General features: G+C 32.3%; 24 protein-coding genes and 1 tRNA gene. 10 read left to right on the forward strand and 15 right to left on the reverse strand.

Going from position 1 to position 25,655, the window contains the following annotated elements; translation table 11 throughout:
* Positions 1-6: 6 nt before the first annotated feature.
* The 3 genes from AC4FQX_RS07190 to AC4FQX_RS07200 all read right to left on the reverse strand — a co-directional run bounded on the left by AC4FQX_RS07190 (position 7) and on the right by AC4FQX_RS07200 (position 3,139).
* Positions 7-330 (reverse strand): hypothetical protein, encoded by a 324-nt coding sequence (locus tag AC4FQX_RS07190; protein WP_491167002.1) that lies wholly within the window; start codon positions 328-330, stop codon positions 7-9.
* Positions 323-2,713, reverse strand: a complete 2,391-nt coding sequence (locus AC4FQX_RS07195; RefSeq protein WP_491167003.1) for a TonB-dependent receptor — start codon at positions 2,711-2,713, stop codon at positions 323-325. Before AC4FQX_RS07195 ends, AC4FQX_RS07190 begins: the two co-directional genes overlap by 8 nt.
* 66 nt (positions 2,714-2,779) lie before the next feature.
* Complete coding sequence (locus tag AC4FQX_RS07200) at positions 2,780-3,139, reverse strand: hypothetical protein (protein ID WP_491167004.1); 360 nt, start codon at positions 3,137-3,139, stop codon at positions 2,780-2,782.
* A gap of 559 nt (positions 3,140-3,698) precedes the next feature.
* Here AC4FQX_RS07200 and AC4FQX_RS07205 point away from each other — a divergent pair.
* From AC4FQX_RS07205 to AC4FQX_RS07220, 4 genes are all read left to right on the forward strand, one after another.
* On the forward strand, positions 3,699-6,116 hold the full coding sequence (locus AC4FQX_RS07205) for a TonB-dependent receptor domain-containing protein (RefSeq protein WP_491167005.1): 2,418 nt from the start codon (positions 3,699-3,701) through the stop codon (positions 6,114-6,116).
* A 128-nt stretch (positions 6,117-6,244) separates the two neighbouring features.
* A complete protein-coding gene (locus tag AC4FQX_RS07210; protein WP_491167006.1) occupies positions 6,245-6,418 on the forward strand; it encodes a hypothetical protein in 174 nt (57 codons plus the stop codon).
* Between the two features lie 275 nt (positions 6,419-6,693).
* Entirely contained in the window at positions 6,694-7,926 is a 1,233-nt protein-coding gene (locus AC4FQX_RS07215; protein ID WP_491167007.1) for a radical SAM protein, read from the forward strand.
* Entirely contained in the window at positions 7,916-10,093 is a 2,178-nt protein-coding gene (locus AC4FQX_RS07220) for a peptidase domain-containing ABC transporter (RefSeq protein ID WP_491167008.1), read from the forward strand. Before AC4FQX_RS07215 ends, AC4FQX_RS07220 begins: the two co-directional genes overlap by 11 nt.
* Before the next feature lie 414 nt (positions 10,094-10,507).
* On the opposite strand, the gene AC4FQX_RS07225 is transcribed toward AC4FQX_RS07220, so the two are convergent.
* The 6 genes from AC4FQX_RS07225 to AC4FQX_RS07250 form a co-directional block, all read right to left on the reverse strand.
* Positions 10,508-11,497, reverse strand: coding sequence for an aspartate-semialdehyde dehydrogenase (locus AC4FQX_RS07225; protein ID WP_491167009.1), 990 nt, complete (start codon positions 11,495-11,497; stop codon positions 10,508-10,510).
* Positions 11,498-11,641: 144 nt separating this feature from the next.
* The gene (gene mscL / locus AC4FQX_RS07230) at positions 11,642-12,019 is read right to left on the reverse strand and encodes a large conductance mechanosensitive channel protein MscL (protein ID WP_491167010.1); all 378 of its coding nucleotides are present in this window, start codon (positions 12,017-12,019) and stop codon (positions 11,642-11,644) included.
* A 68-nt stretch (positions 12,020-12,087) separates the two neighbouring features.
* Entirely contained in the window at positions 12,088-14,547 is a 2,460-nt protein-coding gene (locus AC4FQX_RS07235; RefSeq protein ID WP_491167011.1) for a bifunctional UDP-N-acetylmuramoyl-tripeptide:D-alanyl-D-alanine ligase/alanine racemase, read from the reverse strand.
* Between the two features lie 108 nt (positions 14,548-14,655).
* Positions 14,656-15,075 (reverse strand): Rrf2 family transcriptional regulator, encoded by a 420-nt coding sequence (locus AC4FQX_RS07240; protein WP_491167012.1) that lies wholly within the window; start codon positions 15,073-15,075, stop codon positions 14,656-14,658.
* An 8-nt stretch (positions 15,076-15,083) separates the two neighbouring features.
* A complete protein-coding gene (hmpA, locus tag AC4FQX_RS07245; RefSeq protein WP_491167013.1) occupies positions 15,084-16,289 on the reverse strand; it encodes an NO-inducible flavohemoprotein in 1,206 nt (401 codons plus the stop codon).
* A 151-nt stretch (positions 16,290-16,440) separates the two neighbouring features.
* On the reverse strand, positions 16,441-17,025 hold the full coding sequence (locus AC4FQX_RS07250) for a thymidine kinase (protein WP_491167014.1): 585 nt from the start codon (positions 17,023-17,025) through the stop codon (positions 16,441-16,443).
* A gap of 103 nt (positions 17,026-17,128) precedes the next feature.
* Between AC4FQX_RS07250 and AC4FQX_RS07255 the strand changes: the two genes are divergently transcribed.
* The 4 genes from AC4FQX_RS07255 to AC4FQX_RS07270 all read left to right on the forward strand — a co-directional run bounded on the left by AC4FQX_RS07255 (position 17,129) and on the right by AC4FQX_RS07270 (position 20,890).
* On the forward strand, positions 17,129-17,995 hold the full coding sequence (locus AC4FQX_RS07255; RefSeq protein ID WP_491167015.1) for a DUF8457 domain-containing protein: 867 nt from the start codon (positions 17,129-17,131) through the stop codon (positions 17,993-17,995).
* 1 nt (position 17,996) lies between these two features.
* On the forward strand, positions 17,997-18,710 hold the full coding sequence (gene rsmI / locus AC4FQX_RS07260) for a 16S rRNA (cytidine(1402)-2'-O)-methyltransferase (protein WP_491167016.1): 714 nt from the start codon (positions 17,997-17,999) through the stop codon (positions 18,708-18,710).
* 78 nt (positions 18,711-18,788) lie between these two features.
* Entirely contained in the window at positions 18,789-20,492 is a 1,704-nt protein-coding gene (gene recJ / locus AC4FQX_RS07265) for a single-stranded-DNA-specific exonuclease RecJ (protein WP_491167017.1), read from the forward strand.
* A gap of 44 nt (positions 20,493-20,536) precedes the next feature.
* Positions 20,537-20,890: a hypothetical protein gene (locus AC4FQX_RS07270; RefSeq protein WP_491167018.1), complete on the forward strand. Its 354-nt coding sequence runs from the start codon at positions 20,537-20,539 to the stop codon at positions 20,888-20,890.
* On the opposite strand, the gene AC4FQX_RS07275 is transcribed toward AC4FQX_RS07270, so the two are convergent.
* The 3 genes from AC4FQX_RS07275 to AC4FQX_RS07285 all read right to left on the reverse strand — a co-directional run bounded on the left by AC4FQX_RS07275 (position 20,887) and on the right by AC4FQX_RS07285 (position 22,689).
* Entirely contained in the window at positions 20,887-21,657 is a 771-nt protein-coding gene (locus AC4FQX_RS07275; RefSeq protein ID WP_491167019.1) for a UDP-2,3-diacylglucosamine diphosphatase, read from the reverse strand. The two genes, AC4FQX_RS07270 and AC4FQX_RS07275, sit on opposite strands and share 4 nt — an antisense overlap.
* A 30-nt stretch (positions 21,658-21,687) precedes the next feature.
* Positions 21,688-22,137: a 6-carboxytetrahydropterin synthase QueD gene (gene queD, locus AC4FQX_RS07280; RefSeq protein WP_491167020.1), complete on the reverse strand. Its 450-nt coding sequence runs from the start codon at positions 22,135-22,137 to the stop codon at positions 21,688-21,690.
* A 114-nt stretch (positions 22,138-22,251) separates the two neighbouring features.
* A complete protein-coding gene (locus AC4FQX_RS07285) occupies positions 22,252-22,689 on the reverse strand; it encodes a copper resistance protein NlpE (RefSeq protein WP_491167021.1) in 438 nt (145 codons plus the stop codon).
* Between the two features lie 325 nt (positions 22,690-23,014).
* On the opposite strand from AC4FQX_RS07285, the gene AC4FQX_RS07290 reads away from it, so the two are divergent.
* Positions 23,015-23,638 carry a 2OG-Fe(II) oxygenase gene (locus AC4FQX_RS07290; protein ID WP_491167022.1) on the forward strand — a complete coding sequence of 208 codons (624 nt, stop codon included), beginning with the start codon at positions 23,015-23,017 and terminating at the stop codon, positions 23,636-23,638.
* A gap of 132 nt (positions 23,639-23,770) precedes the next feature.
* On the opposite strand, the gene AC4FQX_RS07295 is transcribed toward AC4FQX_RS07290, so the two are convergent.
* Both AC4FQX_RS07295 and AC4FQX_RS07300 read right to left on the reverse strand, forming a co-directional pair.
* Positions 23,771-23,941 (reverse strand): hypothetical protein, encoded by a 171-nt coding sequence (locus AC4FQX_RS07295; RefSeq protein WP_491167023.1) that lies wholly within the window; start codon positions 23,939-23,941, stop codon positions 23,771-23,773.
* A gap of 13 nt (positions 23,942-23,954) precedes the next feature.
* A complete protein-coding gene (locus tag AC4FQX_RS07300; RefSeq protein ID WP_491167024.1) occupies positions 23,955-24,722 on the reverse strand; it encodes an enoyl-CoA hydratase/isomerase family protein in 768 nt (255 codons plus the stop codon).
* A gap of 101 nt (positions 24,723-24,823) precedes the next feature.
* On the opposite strand from AC4FQX_RS07300, the gene AC4FQX_RS07305 reads away from it, so the two are divergent.
* A tRNA-Ala gene (locus tag AC4FQX_RS07305) sits at positions 24,824-24,897 on the forward strand.
* Positions 24,898-25,046: 149 nt separating this feature from the next.
* Here the strand turns inward: AC4FQX_RS07305 and AC4FQX_RS07310 are convergent.
* Positions 25,047-25,655 (reverse strand): T9SS type A sorting domain-containing protein (locus tag AC4FQX_RS07310; RefSeq protein WP_491167025.1); only part of this gene is annotated, 609 nt, incomplete at its 5' end.

The following is a 25,655-nucleotide window of genomic DNA, read 5'->3' on the forward strand; positions in this document are numbered from 1 at the left end:
TACCAATTAACAAGGAGGTCCTCGTTTATTATGTTGTGTAAATAAACCTCTGATCAGTATTGTTTTCGAATCATTAAATACAATATTTTTGAATTGTGCAAAGGGAAGATGTGTGGTAAAAGGAAAATCAAAAGAAACAAAAGAATGCAGTTTCAGTATTTGATTGTCACAGATATGATGATATTTATATGTTACGAAACAACTTTTATTATCCGTTTTCTTCTGACTGAAATTATGATATTCCATGTAATGCATATCACTTACCGCTTGTGGAATCACAAAGGCAAATAACAGAAGTATGGATAAATAGGTTCTGATTTTTCTATTCACGTAATTTGGTGTTAAAAGGGATTCGGATCATCAATTGAATATTTCTGCTCATTTGAGGAAGTTCTATCGCTCTGTAAAAACTGGTATGATTATAATATTTAGTGTCAAAAAGATTACTTACCTGTAAATGTAAATTGGCTTTAAAAGAGCCCAAATGAATATCACTTTTAATACCTGCACCAAAAACAGCTGATCCCGGTGTAATTTCTTCATTTTGCGCAATCTGATCCTGTTTTAAGGTCAGTTTACTGTTGATATAGAATTCAGTGTTTTTTACTGTTTTATTTTGTTCCGGTAATAGATAACCCACTTCAATAAAGCTATTAACAGGGGGGGTAAAAGGTAAAGGGTAGTTTTGTGATTTATCTTTACTGATCTGACGATTGTATAAATATTCAAAAACCACTTCTGTTCTCAGTCGGTCAAAAAAAGTATTCTGAATATTCAGTTCCACTCCGGAAAGAAAAGCTCTTGTTTGTTTGTACTTGTAGATTTGTCCCGCATCCGGAAGGATAGAAAATTCTCCTGAAGGACTCAGATAAATATAGTTATCAAAGTAGTAAACATAAGGACTCAATCCTATATTCAGATCATTTTTATGGTAGCTCAGTTTAGTGTCCAGAACAAGTCCTTTTTCCGGGTCAAGGTTTTTATCTCCCATTTCATGTCTAAAAGAACCATGGTGGATTCCGTTGGCAGCCAATTCAATAGCAGTTGGCAGTCTAAAACTTGTTCCTGTATTAAAAGAAAAGTCCCAGTCCGGATGTATTTCAAAAACAGCGCCTGCCATTATGTTAAAATTGGTATAACTATTAGAAACATCTGAGCTTCTTTCAGCATATCGGTTAGCAACAGATACTGATTCATTGTTCTGAATCAGGTAATTATATAGAATGGGATCAAAATATCGATCAATATTGATCTGGCTCAGATCTAGCCGAACACCTAAGTTATAGGTTGTTTTATCGGAGTATCTGTATTCATGCATTGCAAAAACCCCATAATTTTTTCGATCATATTCCGGTAATAGAAAGCTGTATCCTTTAATGGTGTTCTTTTGCCATTGTCCCTGAATTCCAATGGTTGTCTGGTGTTTTTCTGAAAATTTCTGTTTGTATTTTAACTGAGCATCATAGGTGTTCAGGTCAAATTCCATTTCCAGATCCGGATCAACAGCAGGAGGTGTCTGCCCGCCGTAATGGGTATGGAATCTACTCCATTCCTGACGTTTATTATTTTGATATCCTGCTAAAAAGGTCAAATCAGAAGAGTCAAAGAACCATTCGTTTTTATTAATCACTTTGAAATGATTAACATTCTGGTATGGGAATTCTATATTACGTCTGTTACCATCATCTTTGATACTTTCAAGATTCGGGATACCGTGAGAACCCGGAAAAAATCCTGATTTTTGATAAACATTACTGATAGAAAGAACCGATTTAAATTTTTCAGATACATAACCTACCTGTCCAAACCAGTCCAGTTCATTACCTGCAGTATTTTTCAGTCGATTGTTATAAATAGGAATGTTTCGGGTAAGATAAACAATATGATCCGTCGGAATATTGTAATCACCATATTCAGACATGGTGTTTTTTAATTTATAGAAAAAGTGTTTTTTTCGATATTGTAAACTTATAGAGGAAGTTAGTCCTTGATTAACACTTTTTCCGATAGCAGTCCATTGTCCTGAAAAAGTGTTTTCGGCAGGCGCAATATCATTTCTAATATTAATCACGCCACCAATGGCGTCACTGCCATATTCAATACTTCCTACTCCTTTAAGAATTTCCAGATGTTCTACAGAAAGAGCATCAATCTCCAGTCCATGATCCACACCCCATTGTTGTCCTTCCTGTTTTGTTCCGTTTTCCGTAACTGCAACACGATTAAATCCAAGTCCTCTGATAATAGGTTTTGATGCTCCGGCACCAATTTCCATTGCATTTACTCCGGGTAGTTTTTCTAAAGATTTAGCTAAAGATCCTTCAAAATTATTCTGAATATAGTTTTGATTTACGACTTCTTTACTGGTACTATTTGTTTGTTTATCGGCTGTTTTTACTATAACTTCCTCTAACAGATTTGTTTCTCGTTTTAGTTTAAAATTAAAAACAGATTTTCTTTCAGGCTCAATGGTTTTATGCATTGACTGAAAACCAATACGTGAAATTATAATGGTGGTTTTTCCGTTGGGGATATTTTCAAAAGTATATTTACCTGATGAATCACTGGTTGTATGTTGTTTGCCAGCATAGATCAGACATTCAGCAAGAGGCTGATTATTTTCATTAGTAATAATTCCGCTTATTATATTCTGAGAATATAAAGAAGAATATCCTCCGATAATGAAGAACAGTATTGTAAAAAAATTACGCATTTTTTAAGTATCTAAATGGATAGGAATAAAAACGATATCAGATCAAAAGGATCTAAAATAAATTATTTAACCGATAGATAAGGGAGGAGCCCGAAGTCCAAAAGAATTTTCAGCAGTAGAAAACAGGGCTTTGTTTAGAGTAAAATTATAAGGAATTTCTTCGTGTGAAAAGAATAATTTCAATAAAAAAACATCACTTAAAAGAGCAGAACTTAATGTAAATTCACAAATAGAACAGGTGTGATGATTCGTGTGATTATCTACTATCTTTAAAGTGTTGTCCTCAATTTCATGATGGGTGACTATCTCATTATGATTAAGAAAGTCACTAAATAAATGCCCGGTAAAGTGCACAGACTGAAACAACAATGTAAACAACACTGCTGCCAATAATGAAGCGTTTATAAAAGGGTATTTATATTTCATAGACTGCAAAAGTAAGAAAAAAATAATATTTCACGCTATTTAGTGATTAATTAGTTGAATTTTAGTGTTTTAAAAATTGAGGTTCAGAGGATTATACCATATACTGCTTTAATAACTTCTACCGCATCTTTTCTTTTGGTTCTTCCTTGCACTCTCCGGCTACCTAAATTCCAAAATGTAATTATAGAAGCGGATAAGTCCGAATCTGAGTCTCTTAATTTTCTATTCCTTGTTGTTTTTTTATAATAAATTCAAATATTTAGAATATAAATTAATAATTCACGAATGAATTTTCTTAATAATGATAAAAATTTTAATTTTTTTTCTTTATGATTATGTGTTGTTATAAAAATTATAAAAAATATGGATTATCCCTTATTCTCATTGTTATGTAGTATGTTTTAATTGATTATAAAATATTGATATATATTGTTTTTTACGGGTATTTTTATTACAATAATTATATTTTTTTATATTTTTTTTGAATTAAATGTTTTTTTAAACTAAAAAATATATACATTTGAATTAATATTTAAAAAGAAAAAAGATTTTTTACGTTATGAAAGCAAAGATTAATTCCATATTATACCTGTTTTTCTTATCTCCAACAATTTTGTTTAGTCAGAATTTTGTAGCAGAAGGTGTTGTTCTGGATAAAAATAAAAAAGCATTAAGATCTGCGCTTATTAATGTATCTAATGACAAATATTTCTACAATCAGCTTACAGATAGTTTAGGAAGATATAAATTATCTCTTCAAAAAGGAGAATATTTAGTTAAGGTATATTATGATGACAGTATTGTTTATAAAGATAGTTTGCTGATTTTTGAGAATCGTATTCTACCGCCTTTTATTATCGATTATTTTGAAAATGTTTTGGACGAGGTAAAAATTACTGCCAAGAAGCCGTTACTTTCAAGAAAAGGTGATCGTCTTATTTTTAATGTAGATCAGTCCATTAATGCTGAAGGGAAAAACATACTGGATCTTTTAAAAATAACCCCGGGTTTACAAGTCAGAAATAGACAGATTGCCATTATTGGGAAAAATGCTGTTTCTGTAATGATTGATGAACAGGAATTGTCTTTTTCAGAAGAAGATCTTGCAGAGTATTTAGCTTCAATGCCTTCTGAGTTAGTTCAGAAAATAGAAGTAATAAATAATCCCTCAGCAAAATATGATTCTGAAGGAAATAGCGGATTAATCAATATAGTTCTGAAAAAACAAGTAAGAGATGGTTTCAAAGGGAGTATAGGAACATCCTATATTCAGTCTAAATATAGTACGGGAAATTATAATACATCATTAAATTATAAGAAAAATGATTTTACGCTAAACACTAATTTTAACTATGTAAATGGAAGTACAGGACCCTATCAGGAATATACCTTAAATTATCCTGAATTTAAATGGTTTGAAGAAAATAAAAGCAGAGTTTTTCAGGATAATTTCTCAGGGTATTTAAATCTAGGGTATAAAACATCTAACGATGCAAAACTGAACTTTAATTACACCTCTAATGTAAGCTCAACAACACGAAGAGGGAATAATACCTCATTTATCAGGAATACTATTTCTATGGATTTAGATTCAATAATACGTACTCCTTCGTATGTTGAAAAAAATAAAGAACTACATTCATTAGGTTTTTCTTATGACCAGGAATTAGATTCATTAGGTAAAAAGATTTTCTTCGATGTTAATTATTTGTATTTTGATTCAGAAACAGACAATACTTCAGCTTCCGAAATTTTTGATGGAAACGGAAATCAATTAGTAGGAAGAGGTGTACACTTTAAAAATATTAGTAGACAATATATTAATCTTGTTACCTCTAAGGTAGACTATGAAATCCCTTTAAGTTGGGTAAACTTAAGTGTTGGGGCAAAAGTTGCTTTTATCAATACCAGAAGTAAAGTTGATTATTCTAACTTATCGGTCAATCATCAGGTGTCTGATTATAATGATAAATTCGAATATAATGAAAACACACAGGCAGCCTATATTTCGTTGCAAAAAAACTTTTCGGAAAATTTCAATGTTCAAATTGGATTGAGAGGAGAGGCAACACAGACAAAAGGATTGTCCAGAACTTTAAGTAGGGGAAAAGTAAATGATTACTTTAAATTGTTTCCAAGCTTGTACTTAACCTATTTGTTTGATGAAGACAATATAATCTCGTTAAATTATAATAAAAGAGTAGACCGTCCAACATATAGAGATTTAAATCCATTTAAATTTTATTCTACTCCTTTTAATTATTCTGAGGGAAACCCTTTTTTGCAACCGTATTTCACACATAATTTTGAGTTATCATACATACATCAAAATTGGTATAATGCATTGTATTTTAGTTATATAAATGAAGGTATAGATCAAATAACCATAGTTTCTCCATCAGAAACAGTTCAAAAACTAATGCCGTATAATTTTTATAAACAAAAGAGTATGGGACTAATTGAAAACTACACCTTTAATTATTGGAGATGGTGGGAAAGTAATACTACTGCTCTTCTATTTTATACAGAAACCAATAATGATAAATTAAAAGAAGCAGATATACCTAATATTAGCAGATGGTCTTGGTCTTTTAATTCGGTAAATAGTTTTATAATAAATAAGAAAGAAACAATAAAAGCAGAGTTAAGCTTTTTATATCATGCGAAGTCTATCGCAAACAGTTATATCCTTTCGCCCTTTTATCAGTTTGATGCAGGGATTCGGTTTTCTCTGATTGAGAATAAGCTTAATCTGTCAATAACTGCAGAAGATATTTTTAGAACCAATACATCTAAATTTTATCAAACAGTAAATGGTATTTCCCAAATAAATTATGATTATCCCGATATACAGAAAATAAAGTTTTCCCTTGTCTATAAGTTGGGGAAAATGAAAAAAGTTCAATTTGAAGAAGAAAAGACGGAGGAAGAAATAAATAAAAGTAGTAATAGTGAAGAAACAGAAAGAATAAAATAAAAATAACAACTGTTTTTATATTGTGGCCAAATGTAAAAATAGCTGATGCTTGCAAGCAAAAGATCTGTATTGGTACGGAGTAATACTATACCAAAAAATTATTTTAATAATTAAATACAGTAAACAACATGAAAAAGTTTTTTTTAACCCAGGAAGATAAAAGCCTATTAAATTCTAAAGAGAATCAGGTTTTTAATAATAAAAATTTGAAAGATTTCGCTACTGGTATATGTGAAAATGAAGAAAATTTACCAGGAAGTCGTTTTGGTCAATTTTTTGGTCAATTTAGAAAAAGATGGTAATTGATTAACTAAAATAACATGAAATAATAAAAAGTTTTTTTAGTTTGAAGATATCTGTCTCTATTAAAATAAAAGATTTTGTAGTAGATTTTTGGGAATCTTTAGAGTTACACAAGAAAACCTTTTAGTAATGGTGTTGTTTTAGAATGATTAAAAGATGGTAATTATTTCCCTATGAATAAAGAATACCCATTCATAGGGAAATACATATATTGATGTATTAAATCGATTGACTATATACACTTTTATTAAGAACGAAATAAAAAATATAAAACATGAATCTAGAAGTAGTTATAAAAATAGCGAGTAGATGTAATATCAATTGTACCTATTGTTATATGTATAATCATGGAGATAACTCTTATTTAAAGCAGCCCAAGTTTATAGAAAATTCAACCATAGATAGTTTTATTGATAAAATAATACGTTATTCTAAGAAAAATAATATTAAATATCTTAGTTTGACTATGCATGGAGGAGAGCCATTATTGATGGACAAACAATATTTTATAGAACTTATGGAAAAGTTTCATAAAATAAAAGAACATGAGATTAATTTAGAATTATCAATGCAGACTAATGGGATGTTGGTAGACGATGAATGGTGTGAGATTTTTAAAAAATGTGACGTAGGAATTGGAGTCAGTATAGATGGACCCAAAAACATCCACGATCTGCATCGGGTTGATAAAAAAAACAAAGGAACTTTTGATCGGGTAATGTCCGGGGTGGAGTGTTTAAATAGAAATAAGATACCTTTTGGAGCCTTATCTGTTTTGAATGCTAAATCAGATCCAGTAGAATTTTTTGAAGGATTTAAAAAAGCTAATATTACTCATTTTGATATTTTGTTGTTAGATGAAAATTACGATATAAAAACTGAAAATAATGGGCAGACTACTTTTGAATGGCTTAAAATTGCTTTTGATCTTTGGTTTGAAAACCCGGATGAACAAACGGTAGATATTAGAATTTTTTCTTCTATTTTAAAAGTTATATTGGGTTCTAATGTTGATCTGGATTCTTTTGGAACATCAGACAACAATATCATGGTATTGGAAACAAATGGGGAGCTTGAGTCTTTGGACTGCTTGAAAATTTGTGGTGACTCATTTACTAAATCAGGTATCAATATAAAAGATAGGGAGATAGAGGATTGTTTTGATAGTCTGTTGATTGATGTTTATAAAAATAGTGGGAAGTATTTATGCAGAAAATGTCTTGCCTGTCCGGTACAGGAAATTTGTGGGGGAGGTTATTTACCGCATCGCTACAGTTCCGTTAACGGATTTAATAACCCAACGGTATATTGTGACGACTTACTTCATTTAATAACTTATATACAGAATAAGGTATATGATTCAATGGATGAAGAACTAAAAGAAAAAACCCAAATTCAAAAATTAACTTATGAAGAAGCATTACAAATTATAGAAGAAACATTACCCTCTATACCAGAACCTATTTATGCTGAAAAATTAGAAAGTTTTAGAAAACATGCCGTTTAAGAAAAAATTTCCTTACATCCCTCAGTTTGATAGTCAGGATTGTGGTTTTACCTGCTTAAAGATGATTTCTTCTTATTATGGTGTAAGCTCTAAAGGTTTACAATCCTATTTTGAAGAAGCGAATCTGATGAAGCAAGGTATTTCTATCGTTGATTTAAATAAAACAGCACAAGAAGTAGGGTATGAAACCATAGTTGTTAAAATGAATTTTGACGAAATGGTTGAACATGTCCCTCTTCCAGCTGTTTTTTTCTGGAATCAAAACCACTTTATTGTGGTTTATAAAATAAAAAATAATAAAGTTTATGTTTCCGATCCCGGTTTTGGAAAAGTTACGTATACCAAAGAAGAGTTTATAGAAGGCTGGGCTCAAAACCAAGAAAAAGGCCTTATACTAACACTACAACCTACAGAAAAGATATATAAAATAAATCATGTAAATAAGCAGACGGGAAAGTCTAATATACGTCATGTAACCCAGTATTTAAAAAAACATAAGAGAGAATTAGCTTTAATTATTTTAACCCTGTTAGTATCCTCTATAATTGAGTTGATTTTGCCATTTTGTACTCAGCAGATTATTGACAGTGGGGTAAATCTCGAAAATGTTAATCTTATCTATCTGATATTAGCAGCTCAGGTACTACTGTATTTAAGTCAGATAGGGTTAGAATTCTACCGTTCCTGGTTGTTTATTTATATAAGTAGTAGAATTAGCTTAGCAATTATTTCTGATTTTCTTGCTAAATTAATGAGACTACCTTTGAAATTTTTTAATAGTAAAAATACTGGAGATCTTATAGAAAGAATTCATGATCATAAAAGAATAGAAGAATTCTTATCTAAGGATTTATTGCAGACATTTTTTTCCATTTTTACGATTGCAATATACGGTGCAGTATTATTCTATTTTAACCTGAATGTTTTTTTAGTCTTATTTTTAGGAACCTGCTTTGAATTGTTTTGGATATTCAGGTTTTTAGAAAAAATTAAAATACTAGATCATAAATCGTTTTCTTTACAGGCAAAAGATCAAAATAAGATTTATGAATTAATAACCCATATGCAGGAAATTAAACTAAATAATCTGGAAGAATATAAAAGAGAAGAATGGCAGAAAATTCAAATAGCTGCCTATTTAAATAATATTAATAAGCTGAAAGTGAATCAGCAATATGAAAGTTACCGGTTTATCGGCTTCTTTGTAAATATACTTATCCTGTTCATAGCATCAATGGCTGTAATGAACGGAACATTAAGTATAGGTTCCATGCTGGCAATAATATTTATCATAGGAGGAATTAATACCCCGTTAGGACAGCTGATTAATTTTATACTTGATTATCAGTTAGTAAAACTTAGTTTTGAAAGAATGGGGGATATACATAACAGGTCTGATGAAGAAAATTTAAATCAAGTTTCCTCCCTTCCCGAAATAAAAGACATTACTTTTGAAAATATATTCTTTTCATATAATAATAAAACCGATGTACTTACAAATATTAACTGTGTAATTCCTAAAGGAAAAACGACAGCAATAGTGGGCGTAAGCGGTAGTGGGAAAACAACCCTGTTAAAACTTCTGCTTAAATTTTATAATCCGGCATCAGGGAATATTTATATAGGAAATAACCCCATACAGGGGGTAGAAAATAAATTTTGGAGGAATACATGTGGGGCAATTCTTCAAGATAGCTCTATCTTCTCAGAAACGATAGCCTATAATATTTCATTAAGTAAAGACTATAACCCTGAAACATTACAAAAAGCGATGGATTTAGCAAATGTTAGCGGTTTTGTGTCCAAATTACCCTTAAAAGAAAACACAATTATAGGTGATGAAGGTATAGGAGTGAGCGAAGGGCAGAAACAGCGCATTTTTATTGCAAGAGCTATTTATAAAAATCCGGATTATTTGTTTTTTGATGAAGCTACTAATTCACTAGATACCGAAAACGAAGCGGCTATCGTAAACAATATAAATATATTTTTTAAAGGAAAAACCATGATAGTTGTGGCTCACCGTTTAAGTACGGTTGTAAATGCAGATCAGATTATTGTTTTGGATAGCGGAACTATTATAGAAACAGGTACTCATCAGGAACTGATAAAACGAAAAGGGAAGTACTTTAATTTAATACAAAATCAACTTGAATTAGGATTATAATATGAAAAATGAAAATGCTTTAACTAAGAAAGTTTCTTTTACCTTTATATGTATAGGGATAGTTATTATACTATTTAGTCTTGCGTCAATATTATTTTCAATTAAGTTACTTTTTTTTCAATGATTTTCTGTTTGTTACATACAAATAATTGGAAAAATGGATTAATTAATCTTATAAGATAATTAGATGTCATCGGTCAGAGACTGAATCCACCACTACGAAGTCGGAAACTTCGCAGAGCGGGTTTTACTTGTTTTTAAAACAAAAGAGGGCAAATAAATGACTAGATCTGAGAAACGGAGTTACCCATCAATTGCTTTGGGAAGAATATAGAATAAATTATAGACACTATTAAAAAAACCACCTTATTCTGATCGTTGAAAAGGTGGTTTTAGATTTCTGTTTAAAAGATTTTAAACTAATTTATTCGCAATCAGATATTCAGCAATCTGAATAGTGTTTGTCGCAGCACCTTTTCTAAGATTATCAGCAACGATCCACATATTTACAGTATTAGGCTGAGAAGCGTCTCTTCTTATTCTGCCTACAAAAACATCATTTTTCCCTTGTGCATAAATAGGCATAGGATAGCTTTTTGTTTCCGGATTATCCTGAACGACAATTCCGGGAGTGTCATGTAGTATTTTTCGAATATCGTTAACATCAAAGTCATTTGAAAACTCGACATTAACAGATTCGCTGTGACCTCCCACAACAGGAATTCGGATAGCGGTAGCGGTTACAGCAATTGTTTTATCGTTTAATATTTTTTGAGTTTCACGAACTAATTTCATTTCCTCTTTAGTGTATCCGTTCTCTTCAAAAACATCACATTGCGGGATGGCATTTCGATGAATTGGATAAGGATAAGCCATTTCTCCTTTTTCACCGGCATATTCATTTTCCAGTTGTTTAACTGCTTTTACGCCTGTTCCGGTTATGGATTGATACGTAGAAACAACAATTCTCTTAATGTTATATTTTTTGTGAAGAGGCGCTAATGTCATTACTAACTGTATAGTAGAACAATTAGGATTAGCAATAATCTTATCTTCTTTTGTAAGCGTAGAAGCATTAATTTCAGGAACTACTAATTTTTTAGTAGGGTCCATTCTCCATGCAGAAGAATTGTCAATTACGGTAATTCCTGCTGCTGCAAACTTTGGAGCCCATTCCAGAGAGGTTTCTCCTCCGGCAGAGAATATAGCAATTTCAGGTTTTAGTGCAATGGCAGTAGCTAAACTTACTACTTTATATTTTTTTCCGTTGAATTCAATTTCTTTACCAACGGATTTTTCTGAAGCAACAGGGATTAATTCGGTTACAGGAAAGTTTCTTTCAGATAATACTTTCAGCATCACTTCACCAACCATTCCTGTTGCACCAACAACAGCAATTTTCATATGTGTATTTTTTAGTATAGGTTAAAGTACAAAAGTAAGGATATTAGTTTTAGTATAATCAAAATAATTAAATTATAACAAAATGTTATATTATGTTATTTTGTATAAAAAAACCGCTTTTTGAAGCGGTTCTTATTTCTAAAATTATTTGTTTTTTAACAGATCACGGATTTCAGCAAGCAGTTGTTCCTGTGTAGGACCTGCGGGAGCGGGAGCTATTGCTTCTTTTCTTTTAGCAGCATTAATCGCTTTTATGATCATAAACAGAACGAAAGCAATAATTATAAAATTAATTACTGCTGAAATGAAAAGACCGTACTTTACTGATCCGAAGATCGTAAGTTCTTCCAGTTTACTAAGATTAGCTGCTTTTAAAGCCGGTTGTAATAAAAGAGGAGTAACCACATCATCAATTAATGAGCTTACAATTTTACCAAAAGCACCGCCAATAATAACCCCTATTGCAAGGTCAACTACATTGCCTTTCATGGCAAAAGCCTTAAATTCTGAAATCATTCCCATAGTTTTCTGTTTTTCGAGTTAAGTTATTGTTTTACAGTATCAAATTTAGTAAAAAAAACAAGGTTTGCTCATTCTCTGTAGAATATTCTTTTTACTCTCTGCGAAATACTGGTCAGAATTTCATAAGGAATGGTGTTTAATTTTCCTGCGATATAAGATACGGTTGGTTTTTTGCCAAAAACAGTAACAGTATCACCTTCATTGCATTTAATATCGGTTACATTTACCATTAGCATATCCATACAAATATTTCCAAGAATGGGGGCTTCTTGATCATTGATCAGAACATAACCTGTGCCATTTCCCCAGCTTCTCGGAATACCATCTGCATAACCGATAGGGATAGTGGCAGATCGGGTAACTTTATCAGCAATAAATCTACGGTTATATCCTATACTTTCTCCTGTTTTAATCGTTTTTACCTGAGAGATTATTGATTTCAAGGTACCTACGTTTTCAAGTATCTTTGCTTCTTCAGGATTACTGGATACACCATATAATCCAATCCCCAAACGAACCATATCAAATTGATTCTTTGTGAAATTACTGATTCCGGAAGTGTTTAGAATATGTCTTAAAGGTGTCGTTTTTAAAGAAGAGATCAGTTGTGCAGAAAGTTTGTCAAACAAAGCAATCTGACCATTTGTGAAATTGGAATCTTTTAGATCGTCACTGGATGCCAGGTGTGAAAAAACACTTTTTACCTGAACAGAATCATTTTTCAGTATTTGTGCTAATTCCTCTAGATCATTTTTTTCAAATCCCAGACGATGCATTCCTGTATCCAGTTTTATATGAATCGGATAGTGTTCGAGATTTTTACTGTGAGCAATTTTCAGAAAAGCATTTAATCCTTTTATAGAATAGATTTCGGGTTCCAGATGATGGGCAATCATAGCGGAGAAGCTACTGTTTTCCGGGTTCATAACCATGATCGGCATTTTTATACCAGCGTTTCGAAGAGAGATTCCTTCGTCAGCAAATGCAACACCCAGATAGTCTATTTTATGATGTTCTAGTAATTTGGCAATTTCAAAACTTCCGCTTCCATAAGCAAAAGCTTTTACCATTACCATTAATTTAGTTGTAGGTTTAAGTTTTGACTTAAAGTAATTTAAGTTATGGCTGATTGCATTTAAATTGATTTCAAGTACTGTTTCATGTGTTTTTTCTTCCAGTAGTGCAACAATATCTTCAAAATGAAGACTTCTTGCCCCTTTTACTAAAATAGATTCATTTTCAAAAGTCAGGTTATCGAAATCTTTAATAAAATCCGAGGTAGTATTATAAATAACAATGTTATGAAAATCACCGGCAAACTTTGAAATAGTGCTACCGACACCTATTATTCTGTCAACATTATTGGAGGCAAGTAAAGCAGCTACTTTTTTATATAATTCATCTAATGGTAAGCCACTCTGGAAAATATCCGATAGGATAACCGTTTTATGTTTATGTTTTTTCTGATGTTCCAGGAAATCCAGAGCTATTTTAAGAGATTGATAATCAGAACTGTAACTATCGTCAATTATCGTAGTATTATTTATTCCGTTTTTAACCTTTAAACGCATTTCTACGGGATAAAGTAATTTTATTCTGTTCTGAATGGTCTCAAAATCATATTCTAAGTAAAGAAGGAGAGCAAGGCAGTGGATTGCATTTTCTACAGAAGCCTGATCGAGGAATGCAACTATGATTTTAAAGATGTTTTCTTTAAAATTAATTTCTAAAATGGTATTCTCCTTGTAGGTTGTTTTCTCAGAAATAAAAACAACAGCATCTTGGTCTTCAAAACTCCAATTAAATAACTGTTTGTTTTTAAGATATTTTGTCTGACTGATTATAGCATCCAACGCCGGATTTTTTTGATAAATTAGAGCAGAAACATTTTTAAACAGCAATAATTTTTCTTTTGTTTTTTCTGTAACATCCTTGAATCCTTCATCATGCGCACTACCAATGTTGGTAAGGATTCCGATAGAAGGGTGAATAATTTTCTCCAGTTTTTCCATTTCTCCTACAGTGGAGATACCTGCTTCAAAAAGACCTAAATTATGTCTTTGATCGATACCAATGACGGAAAGGGGAACACCTATTTGTGAGTTATAACTTTTAGGATTTCGGATAATATTATAATCAGGACTCAGCAGGAAGTTAAGCCATTCTTTTACAATTGTTTTTCCGTTACTTCCTGTAATCCCTATAATGGGGAAGTTATATAAGCTGTTATAATAAGTGGCAAACTGCTGTAAGGCAGTTAGTGTGTTTTCAACTAAAAGGAAGTTTGCTTTATTTTTTACCTTTTCCGGTATTTCCTGTACAACAAAATGCTGAACTCCTTTCTGGATCAGATCTTCAATATAAAGATGTCCATCGTGGTTTTGTCCTTTTATGGCAAAGAATAAAGAAGTAGTATTGTTTTGTAAAGAACGGCTGTCTATGGAGACAGTGTTAATTTCAGAATCAATATTCTCTCCCACAAACTGAGCGTGAATTTTCGAGATAATATTTTTGATTTTAAGTTTCAATGGCAGTATACTTTAGTTGAATTAATTCAATAGCTTTTTATTTTTCCAGAATATAAAATTAACCTAATTAAAGAACTTTACTGATTTGTTTTCTGATTTTTTTAAATTCTAAAAAATATTTTTCCAGTTATCAAAGCTCAAATCATTTAAAGTGTTTTCATTCAGACTGGTAATAAAGGCTAAATATGCTTTTTCAAAAGAAAGTTTTAATTTACAATGATGAAACCGAAAAACACAAGGTTTTGTACTACAATTAATTATTGGGGAATTGTCCTGTTCTAAAAGATGTATTAAATCGCCTAGTCTGATTTCCTGTGCTTTTTTAGCAATAAGAATTCCTCCATTCTTTCCTCTTTTGGTTAATATTAGATCATTTTTAGCAAGAAACTGAACCACTTTTATAAGGTGATTTCGAGAAAGAGTAAATTTGTTGGCTAAATCATCTAAAGAGCAGGATTCAAGGCTATTTTTTTGATTTAGATACAGCAATACCCGCATACTGAAATCGGTAAAGTGGTTTAGTTTCATACTTTGATTTAATTAATATTTATTAATTGAGGACCAAATTCTTCAAACAAAATATTATTTCTGGAAACACCAAGAGCTACAAGAGACTGGTATTGTGTTTTTATAAACATTTCAGGACCGCAAATATAATATTTTGCATCGTCTAATAATATCTCGTCTTTATATTGATGTAAGTCTACACGTCCTTCTATTATATCTTTTTGATTATCGGATAAAGTTTCATAGAAAATATAGGATTTTAACCATTCTGAATTTGCATTTAATTCTTTGATTTCTTCTTTAAAGGCATGAACTTTTTCATTTCTACAACCATGAATCCATATAGTCTGATTTTTTTGTAGGGCTTCTTTATTACTTTCTAACATACTCATTAAAGGTGTAACACCAACACCTCCACTTATTAACACAAGCGGGTTTACAGCGTTTGGGTCAATGTGAAAGATTCCTGCCGGTGCACTTAGTTCTATTACATCTCCCTCTTTTTTATTATGTAGTTCATGAGAAACCATACCGTCCGGATTGTTTTTTATCCCTTTTTCTTTCTTTACTGAAATTCGATAATAGTTTTTATTAAAAGCAGAAGATAAACTATATTGTCTTGGTTGATTGTGTCCCAGTTCAGGAATAAATAATTTTACCGTTATATATTGACCCGGAGAGAATGAAGCTATTTCATCTTTATCCTGAGGAGTCAGATAAAAAGATTTAATTTCGTCACTTTCTTTAACGATCTTAGAAATAATAAAGGTTCTCCAACCATTCCACGCACCTTTTTTGGTGGTGTTCTGTTCATACATTTCAATTTCCATGTTAATCATGATAGAGGCAAGTTCCAGATAAGCAACTGTCCACGCATCGATAATCTCCTCAGTAGCAGCTTCTCCCAGAACTTCTTTTATAGATTCAATTAAATGATGCCCTACAATATCATATTGGTCTTCTGTAATATTCAGACTTACATGTTTGTGACTGATTGTTTTTATCTTGTTAATCAATACACTTGGATCATCAATATTTTCAGCATATGCTAATAGCGTTCCTGCTAAAGCATTTTGCTGTTTTCCACTAGCTTGATTTGCCATATTAAATATGTTTTTTAGTTCGGGATGTTGTCCTAAAAGTCTTTTATAAAAGTGGCTGGTCAAAGCATTTCCATTTGTTTTTAAAATCGGTACAGTGGCTTTTACTAATTCTTTTTGATTTACATTTATCATAATAAATTTGTATTATAGTTTAATGTAAATATATAAAATAAAAATCAATTGTTGTATATTAAATACAACAATTGATTTGCTAAATTTGTCTAAAAAAATCTATGTTGCTGTTTTTAAGAAAAGTATCTGTTTTTCTGAAGAAGAATTATTATCATACGTTTTTTTTCATTGCCTCAAAATAAGCAGCTCTGCTCAGGGGCTCATATTCTTCGACTTCTCCGAGCATAACTAAATTATCATTTTGAGTTTTTCTGAAACTATAGTTTGCCAGGTTTCCGGTGCGGGTACATACAGCATGTACTTTTGTAACATATTCAGCAGTTGCCATGAGAGCAGGCATGGGACCAAAAGGGTTTCCTTTAAAATCCATATCCAGTCCTGCTACGATTACTCTGACGCCACGATTTGCCAGATCATTGCATACCGCTACAATTTCATCATCAAAAAACTGTGCTTCATCAATCCCCACAACATCGCAGTCATCGGCTAAAAGTCGAATGTTGGTGGCTGCAGGAACAGGAGTAGAGCGAATCTCATTAGAATCATGTGAAACTACCATTTCATCATGATAACGAGTATCAATCGCCGGTTTAAAAATTTCTACTTTCTGTTTGGCAAACTGAGCTCTTCTTAATCGACGAATTAGTTCTTCCGTCTTACCGGAGAACATGGAGCCGCAGATTACTTCGATCCAGCCAAATTGTTCTTTATGATTTACCGTATTTTCAAGAAACATTTTGTAATTTTCAGGCTGTAAACAGCGTTTATTTCTATTACTTTTGTAACGGTAACAAAATTATTAAAAAAGTCAAGCATTACTAAGGATAATATCAAAAGTTATGAAGAAAAAGTTAGAGGCCGATTTAATCAGTATTGCGCACAGAATTCTGAAGCTTAAAAACAAATCAGAGCTTATTCAGTTACATAAGGAAACTCAGAAGCTATATGAAAAACTTTCTGTATTATGCTTTATTGAAGAGAATTTTGGTGATATAAAACCAACTATCGGACTACAGGTAATGGAGGAGAAAATTGAAGAGATTTTTGATGCTGTAACAGATAAAAAAGAAGTTAATGATGTTGAAACAGAGAAAACAGTAATTATTGAGGAGCCAAAAGAAGAGATTGCTTCGGAATCGATTACTTTAAAAGAAGAAGTTAAAGAAAAGGTGTCTGATAAAGATATTGAAGATAAGGAAGAAATCATTCTTGACGAGATTTTCTTTAAACCTAATTTTGAATTTATTGCTGTTGAGGAAGAAACGGAGTCTAAAAAGGTTACTCTTGAAGATCTGTTGGAAGGAGTAAAACCGTTTCCTGTTTTTATCAGAGCGGAAGAAGCAGAACAAGTTGAAACTGTAACTTCTGTTACGGAAACAGAGAAAATTTCTACAGTTGAGATGAAAAAAAACAGATCAACAGAGACGACTATCGAAAACCCAACGATAAAAGCAGTTACTCTGAACGACCGATTAAAAAAAGGGATCAGTTTTGGATTAAATGACCGTATTGCTTTTCAAAAAAATCTTTTTGGAAATAGCAGTGAAGATCTGAATCGGGTAATCTCTCAACTGAATACTTTTGATAATTATAATGATGCTAAAGATTTTATAGACAATCTGGTAAAACCGGATTACAATAATTGGGAAGGTAAGGAAGAGTATGAAACTCGTTTTATGGAACTGATCGAAAATAAGTTTATCTGATATGTCAAAACTGTATTTAGTTCCAACCCCAATTGGTAATTTAGAAGATATGACGTTCAGAGCAATAAAAGTTTTGAAAGAGGTCGATCTGATTTTGGCGGAAGATACCCGAAACAGTGGGAAACTTTTAAAGCATTTTGAGATCAGTACACATATGCAGAGTCATCATATGCATAATGAGCATAAAACGGTTGAAAATATAATTAAACGTCTGCAGGCAGGTGAAACTATTGCTCTGATTTCGGATGCAGGAACTCCGGCTATTTCAGATCCCGGATTCTTATTGACTCGTGCTTGCGTAGAGCATAAAATAGAAGTAGAATGTTTACCCGGAGCAACGGCTTTTGTCCCTGCACTGGTGAATAGCGGACTGCCGAATGATAAGTTCATATTTGAAGGTTTTCTTCCGGATAAAAAAGGCAGGCAGACCCGCTATCTTATTTTAGCAGAGGAAACAAGGACAATGATCCTGTATGTTTCTCCACATAAATTAGTAAAAACATTAGGAGAATTCATTACTTATTTTGGTGAAGACAGACCGGTTTCTGTGTCAAGAGAGTTGTCTAAGCTACATGAAGAAACAGTGAGAGGAACTGCTAAAGAAGTTTTAGCTCATTTTGAAAAAACGGCACCAAGAGGTGAAATCGTAGTTATTGTAGGTGGAAAACCAATAACTAAAAGTAAAACTACATTATCCGAATCAGGGGAGAAGTAAAAGACAAGCTTAGATTTTCTGAAATTTATCTGGTGATTATTTTTCCCAAATTAAAATTTATCCTTTTAAAATAATAAAATGCGTTGGACTTTAAAATCAAAAGCGGAAGTTAAAAAAGTAAAGCATTTAGAACAAGTTTTAGGAGTTGACAGTTATATTGCACAGCTTTTAGTACAACGTGGAATTGAAACATTTGAAGAAGCAAAAAAGTTTTTTCGCCCTTCTTTAGAAGATTTGCATGACCCTTATCTGATGAAAGATATGGATAAAGCAATAGCAAGAATTGAATTGGCTATTGCAAAGAACGAAAACATTCTGGTTTTTGGAGATTATGATGTTGACGGAACAACAGCTGTTTCCCTGGTTGCATCTTATCTGAAAACATCATATTCTAATGTAGAAACCTATATTCCGGATCGTTATGATGAAGGATACGGTATATCTTATAAAGGGATTGATTTTGCAGATGATAATGGGTTTTCGTTAATCATTGCATTAGATTGTGGAATTAAAGCTTTAGATCATATTGCTTACGCAAAAGAAAGAAATATAGATTTTATTATTGGAGACCACCACAGACCCGGTGATATTCTTCCGGATGCAGTTGCTATTTTAGACCCAAAAAGAGCAGACTGTGATTATCCATATGATGAATTATGTGGATGTGGAATTGGGTTTAAGATCATTCAGGCGTTAGCCGGTAACAGAGGGCAAACGATAGAGGATCTGATTCCATATTTGGATCTGGTTGCAACTGCTATTGCTGCGGATATTGTTCCCATGGATGGAGAGAATCGGATATTAGCTCACTTTGGTTTACAGGTTATTAATTCGAATCCGAGACCGGGAATTAAAGCGTTAGTCAGTCAGGTAAATAAAAAAGTACTTACTATTACGGATGTTGTGTTTATAATTGCCCCGAGAATCAATGCAGCAGGACGGATTAAACACGGGAATTATGCAGTTCGTCTGTTGACAGAGTTTGACTGGGCTCAGGCTTCTGCTTTTGCCTCTGAGATCGAGGTTTTTAATGCGGATCGTAAAGGTTTTGATAAGCGTATTACAGGAGAAGCATTATTGCAGATAGAAGAAAATAAAGAACAAGAACGTGTGTCAACTGTTGTTTTTCAGGAAGACTGGCACAAAGGCGTTATAGGGATTGTTGCTTCCCGATTAACAGAAACCTATTATCGTCCTACTTTAGTCTTTACTAAAAGTGGTGACAAATATGCTGCTTCCGCGCGTTCTGTAAAAGATTTTGACGTTTATAATGCGCTGGAAGCTTGTTCGGAATATATCGAACAGTTTGGAGGACATAAATATGCCGCCGGATTAACTCTTTTGCCTGAGCAATATCAGAAATTTAAAGAACAGTTTGAAAAAGTGGTTTCAGAAACAATTGATCCACATTTATTAATACCGGAGATTCTCATTGATGCAGAGATTGAGTTGAAGGATATTACGCCTAAATTCATTAGAGTGTTAAATCAGTTCGCTCCTTTTGGACCGTCCAATATGATGCCTGTTTTTCTGACCCGAAATCTGGAAGATACAGGGTATGTAAAAACATTAGGAGAAGAAAACCGACATCTAAAATTATTTGTAAAGCAGGAAAATTCGGGAGGATATGCCGCTATTGGTTTTAATCTCGGAAACAAATTAGAAATGACAACCGATAAAAAACCGTTTCAGGCAGTTTACTGTATTGAAGAAAATGAATGGAACGGGAATATTACACTGCAGTTAAAATTAAAAGATCTAAAAGAAAACAACCTTATTTAGAACCAGTATAAATAATTTATTATATTTGTTTCAAATTTTGTGGTATGGAACAGATAGAACAAATATATTATAATGATTTTGGAGTCTCTTTTTACTGGAAAAAAGAAGGAGAGTCTTTGTTAGAAAAGGTACAATTAGTATTTAAAGAAACAGGGTTTTACTTTTCATACAATGAATTACGAGTTTTTACTCACCTTATCAATGCTTCTTATCATAGTATACAGTGTGGTAATTGTGATTTAAAAAATAGTTGTGGTAAGTTTTTATTAAAAACACCATGTGAAAATGTGGATCTGGCAGTTTCTATGAGAGAGTTACGTCAGATCAAAGATCTTATAGATGGAACCTTATTTCAGATTCGGTTAGATGCTTATCTAGATGAACTGTGCAGAAATTAATTTGCTGTGTTGGGTTCAAATTTTTTCAGTTCAAATTTTTCTCCATCAAAAACACCATAGGTAAAGTAGGTTATCCAGTCTCCTAAATTGATATATTCAGAAGTTTCATTTAGTTTAATTACCATTGGCAGGTGGCGGTGTCCAAAAATGAAATAATCATAATGTTTGCTTTCCAGTTTGCTTTTAGCATATTGTACCAGCCATTCGTTTTCTTCACCAAGAAAAACAACATCTTCATCGCCGGAGATCAGTTTATTCTTTACAGAAAGATATTGCGCAAGCTTTAGCCCCAAATCAGGATGAAGCCATCTGAAAAGCCACTGAAAAAAAGGATTAGTGAATATTTTTTTCATTCGCTTATACCCCTTGTCTCCGGGTCCTAAGCCATCACCATGCCCTATAAAAAAAGATTTGTTATGGAAAGTAAATTCTTGTGTAGTATGATAAACAGGAATGTTTAACTCTTCTTCAAAATAACCGTTCATCCACAGATCATGATTACCAACAAAAAAATAAATAGGGATCCCACTATCTCTTATTTCGGCTAATTTCCCCAGGACTCTTACAAAACCTTTTGGAACAACGGTCTTATATTCAAACCACATATCGAACAAATCACCCAGTACAAAAATAGCTTCAGCATCTTTTTTTACTTCATCAAGCCAAGCGACAAAACGCTGTTCTCTGGGAAAGCTTTTTTCCGGTGTTGGAGCGCCTAAATGCTGGTCAGAGGCAAAATATATTTTTTTTCTTTGTGAAGAATCCATTGATTCGGTTTTAAATATAATTGACAGAAATTAATTATCAGAAGCGTACCATTCTGCAAATGAAGATTCTGTTTCCTGAAGTCTTAAAGAATGTAAGAGAATGTTTTCGGGTAAACGGTTTTTGATCTTTTCAGCAAAATCAATTACCATATTTTCACTTGTAGGCTGATAGTTTACTAAAATAACATCATGACCACGGGATTTTAGTTCATTTGCCAGATCTAAATGTGGAGTGGTCTGATTAAAGACACTGGCATGATCGAATTTATCAACGATTTCTTCCTTTACTATTTTTTTCAGATCACCAAAATCGATCACCATTCCGTGTTTTACATTGGATGGGTCATTAATCGGTGTGCCTATAACGGTTACAGAAAGTTTATAGCTGTGTCCGTGAACATTTTTACATTTTCCGTCATAACCATATAATGCGTGCCCTGCTTCGAAACTAAATTGTTTCGTAATTCTGATCTTACTCATTTTGCTTCATATAAGGATGCAAATTTAATAAATAATTAGCGAAGCAACAGAACTAATCGAATAGAGATATTGTAAAAAGCCTTTATTTTTTTGGAAGAAAGCAAAAAGAAAACATTATTCTTTTTTCAGTATATATCGATCTGCATGTTCTCCTGTAACGATATTTCCATCAGAATCCAGTTGTATAAGGTCATTTCCAGTGAAAAAATATTTATTGGCTCCTTCTAGAGAAAGGATCATTTTGTCAGAATCAATACTGTATCTGCCTTTATCTTCAAATATTTTTTTAGTATTTCTGCCCAGATACTTTGTTTTCATTACATAAGTGTAGTCCGAGTTTAATTGGATCTCTGTTTCGATACCTTCACAATCTCCACAAGGAACGGTTCCTTTATAAGTGCCATTAATGTCATCTACATTTTTAATAATATGATTATTATGAGTGACTATAGTGTCAGGTATTGCTGTTGAAAGGTCTGTTTCTTCTTTTTTGGAATTACAGCTCAAGAATAATACAAGGGCAAAAAAAACAGATAGGGATTGATTTTTCATAGCTTGATGTAAAGATTGGTTAATACGGTATAAAGATACTATTTATAAATAAAGTAAAAAATTCTTTTAAAACAGTTTAATGTAATAAAAATTTAACAAATATAAATAGATGTTTTTTATGAAAATTTAACAAATATAATACATTAAAATTAAAGAACAGAATTATCTTTTTTTAATTTAAATAATTGATTTTCATTGTTTTATTTTATTATAGTTGCTATTTTAAAATTAATGTTAATTAAACTATTTATTTAATAAATTTAATAATTGATGTAATTTGTAAATCAATTAAAATTACCTTTAATCCGGTTTTAAAGATAAAATTATGAGTCAGCTAGTTCTGAATTCTGTTTATGAAAAAATAATAGAAGATCTGTTTATACAGCAATATAGCGTAGTAGAGAACTTTTTTACTTTTGAAGAAGTGACAGAATTGCACTCTAATCTGCTTAGGAAATATAAAGAGGATCAGTTTAAAAAATCCGGAATCGGGAATAAGGTCAATAAACTGATCATAGATTCAATTCGGGGAGATTTTATTCTCTGGTTAAATGAACAGGAGCAGGAGAAAAGTGAATCTGATTTTTTTAGAAAAGTAAATGATCTTTCTTCTTATCTGAATAGTACTTGTTATATGGGAATTACAGAAAGTGAATTTCATTATGCTTTATATCCAGTTAATACGTTTTATAAGAGACATTTGGATACTTTTCAGAATGACAGTCGTAGAAAACTTTCACTAGTCTGCTATCTTAATGATGAAGACTGGAAGCCGGAATATGGTGGTGAATTGGTGATTTACACGAATAATTCAGGACAGGAAGTTCCCAGAGTTATTTATCCGTTAATGGGTAAAATGGTTATTTTTGAAAGCCAGATACTGGAACATGAGGTAAAACCTGTAAACAGAGAAAGACTTAGTATTACCGGTTGGTTTAAAACATTTTAGTTGATAGATTGCAAGAGGTGAAAAGTGAGATGTAAAGTGTTTTTGTAGCTCCGTTGACTTTACAACATTAGACTTTTAACTTTCGAAAGTATTGTTTTGAATACTGAGTACTGCAACTGAACACTAAAAACTTTACATCTTGTCTCTTTTTTTAGCGTGATAGTACATCCAGTAGGCTAATCCTATTAAAATAAGAAAAGGAATAAATGACCCTATAAATATTCCGATCTGGTAGCCATTATCAGGAGCGTTTTTTAATTTTTCTTCAATCTCAATCTGTTGTAATAGCGTAAAAAATTTCATTTTTAATTTGGTTTTATTTTTTTAAATTACTTAAAGCGGTAGTGGTAAAGTTTGAAAGTACCAGTTTTCCGGATACAGAAGCTCTTTCTAATAACAGCTTATCCCAATTTTCGGTTCCTTCCCACAATACTTTTTTCATAGAAACTAAAGCTTCCGGATTATAATCAGAAAGTTTAGAGCAGAATAAATCCAGTTCTTTATCTAATTCCTCTACTTTATCAAATACTTTTGCATACAATCCTTTTTCTTTTGCCCAGTAGGCATTTTTCCATTCATAAGCAGCCAATGTAAGTTCGCTAAAAGCAGCTTTCCCTATTTTTCGTTCCACAGCAGGTGCAATTACAAAAGGTCCGATTCCAATGGTTAATTCGGATAATTTCACTGCTCCTTCAACTGTTGCCATTGCATAATCACAGGCTGCGGCTAAACCAACGCCACCACCTACAGCCTTACCGTGAATACGACCAACAATCAGTTTAGAACATTTTCGCATAGCATTGATTACGTTGGCAAATCCGGAGAAAAAAGCAGTTCCTTCTTTCAGATCTGAAATGGTCAGAAGTTCATCAAACGAAGCTCCGGCGCAAAAAGCTCCGTCTCCTTCACTTTTTAGTAAAATAACAGTGATATTTGGGTTATTGCTCAGGGTATTAAACTCGTTTGCTAATCGTGTCAGTAATTCATTAGGGAAAGAATTACTTGCAGGATGTCCAAATTCGATAGTTGCTATTTTGTTCTCAATTTTGGTGTAAAGAGAGCCGTTGGGTCTGTCTGTTATCATCTTGATCGGGATTTAATAGTAAAGATATTCTTTTTTATGCAAAAACAAATCATAACAATAGAAGAGATAAATATAAAGTATTATATTTGCGCTGCATAAACGGGGATGTAGCTCAGTTGGCTAGAGTGCTTGACTGGCAGTCAAGAGGTCGTGGGTTCGAGCCCCATCTTCTCCACAGTAACGGGAAATCGATATTTTAAATATTGGTCTCCCGTTTTTTAATATCTGATAGTTTTATTTTTTATATCACTTTGAAAAATAAAAAGGAGGCGGTCTCAAAAAGACAGCCTCCTTTGTTCTATTCCTGTAAAAGGATTTTAAATATTATTGTTTATACACTTTATGGCTGGACCATCCTTTTTCTGTTTTTACCTTTAAGATATAGAATCCATTAGGCAGATGTTCTACAGATAGGTTTTTTAAAGTTCCCGTCCCTGTGTTTCTTAACACCGTTTTTCCTAAGAAATCCACTAATTCAATATGCTGAATTTGTTCATTTACAGATTCTACATAAAGAGTTTCTCTTAATGGATTTGGATAAATAGACAGAGAAGAAGAAGGTTGTCGTTCTTCTATTACTGCTGTTTTTGTATTAGAATTAGTTACAGTGAACTCTATAAAAGCAGGACTAGCTCCTTCATTAAGGGGAGTCCAGTTATTAGAGTTTTTCTCTTTTACAATTACTCTTAGGCGATATGTTCCCGGAGTAGCATTATCAGGAATAATACAGGTTTTTTGTCCGTAAGGATTAGCTTTAGGAGCTATAGTTGTCAGTGTTTGCGCCATACTTTCATTTAGAATGTATTTTACATTATCTGCTTCATCAGTTAAAGCTACTGTATAATATCCTTCAAAGGGAGCAACAGAAGGATTCTTAATATCCACTAAAGTGTTGAATTTATATCCTGTATTTCCGGTAGTTACTTCTGTGTT

Source organism: Flavobacterium sp. AK-301, from assembly GCF_058310215.1.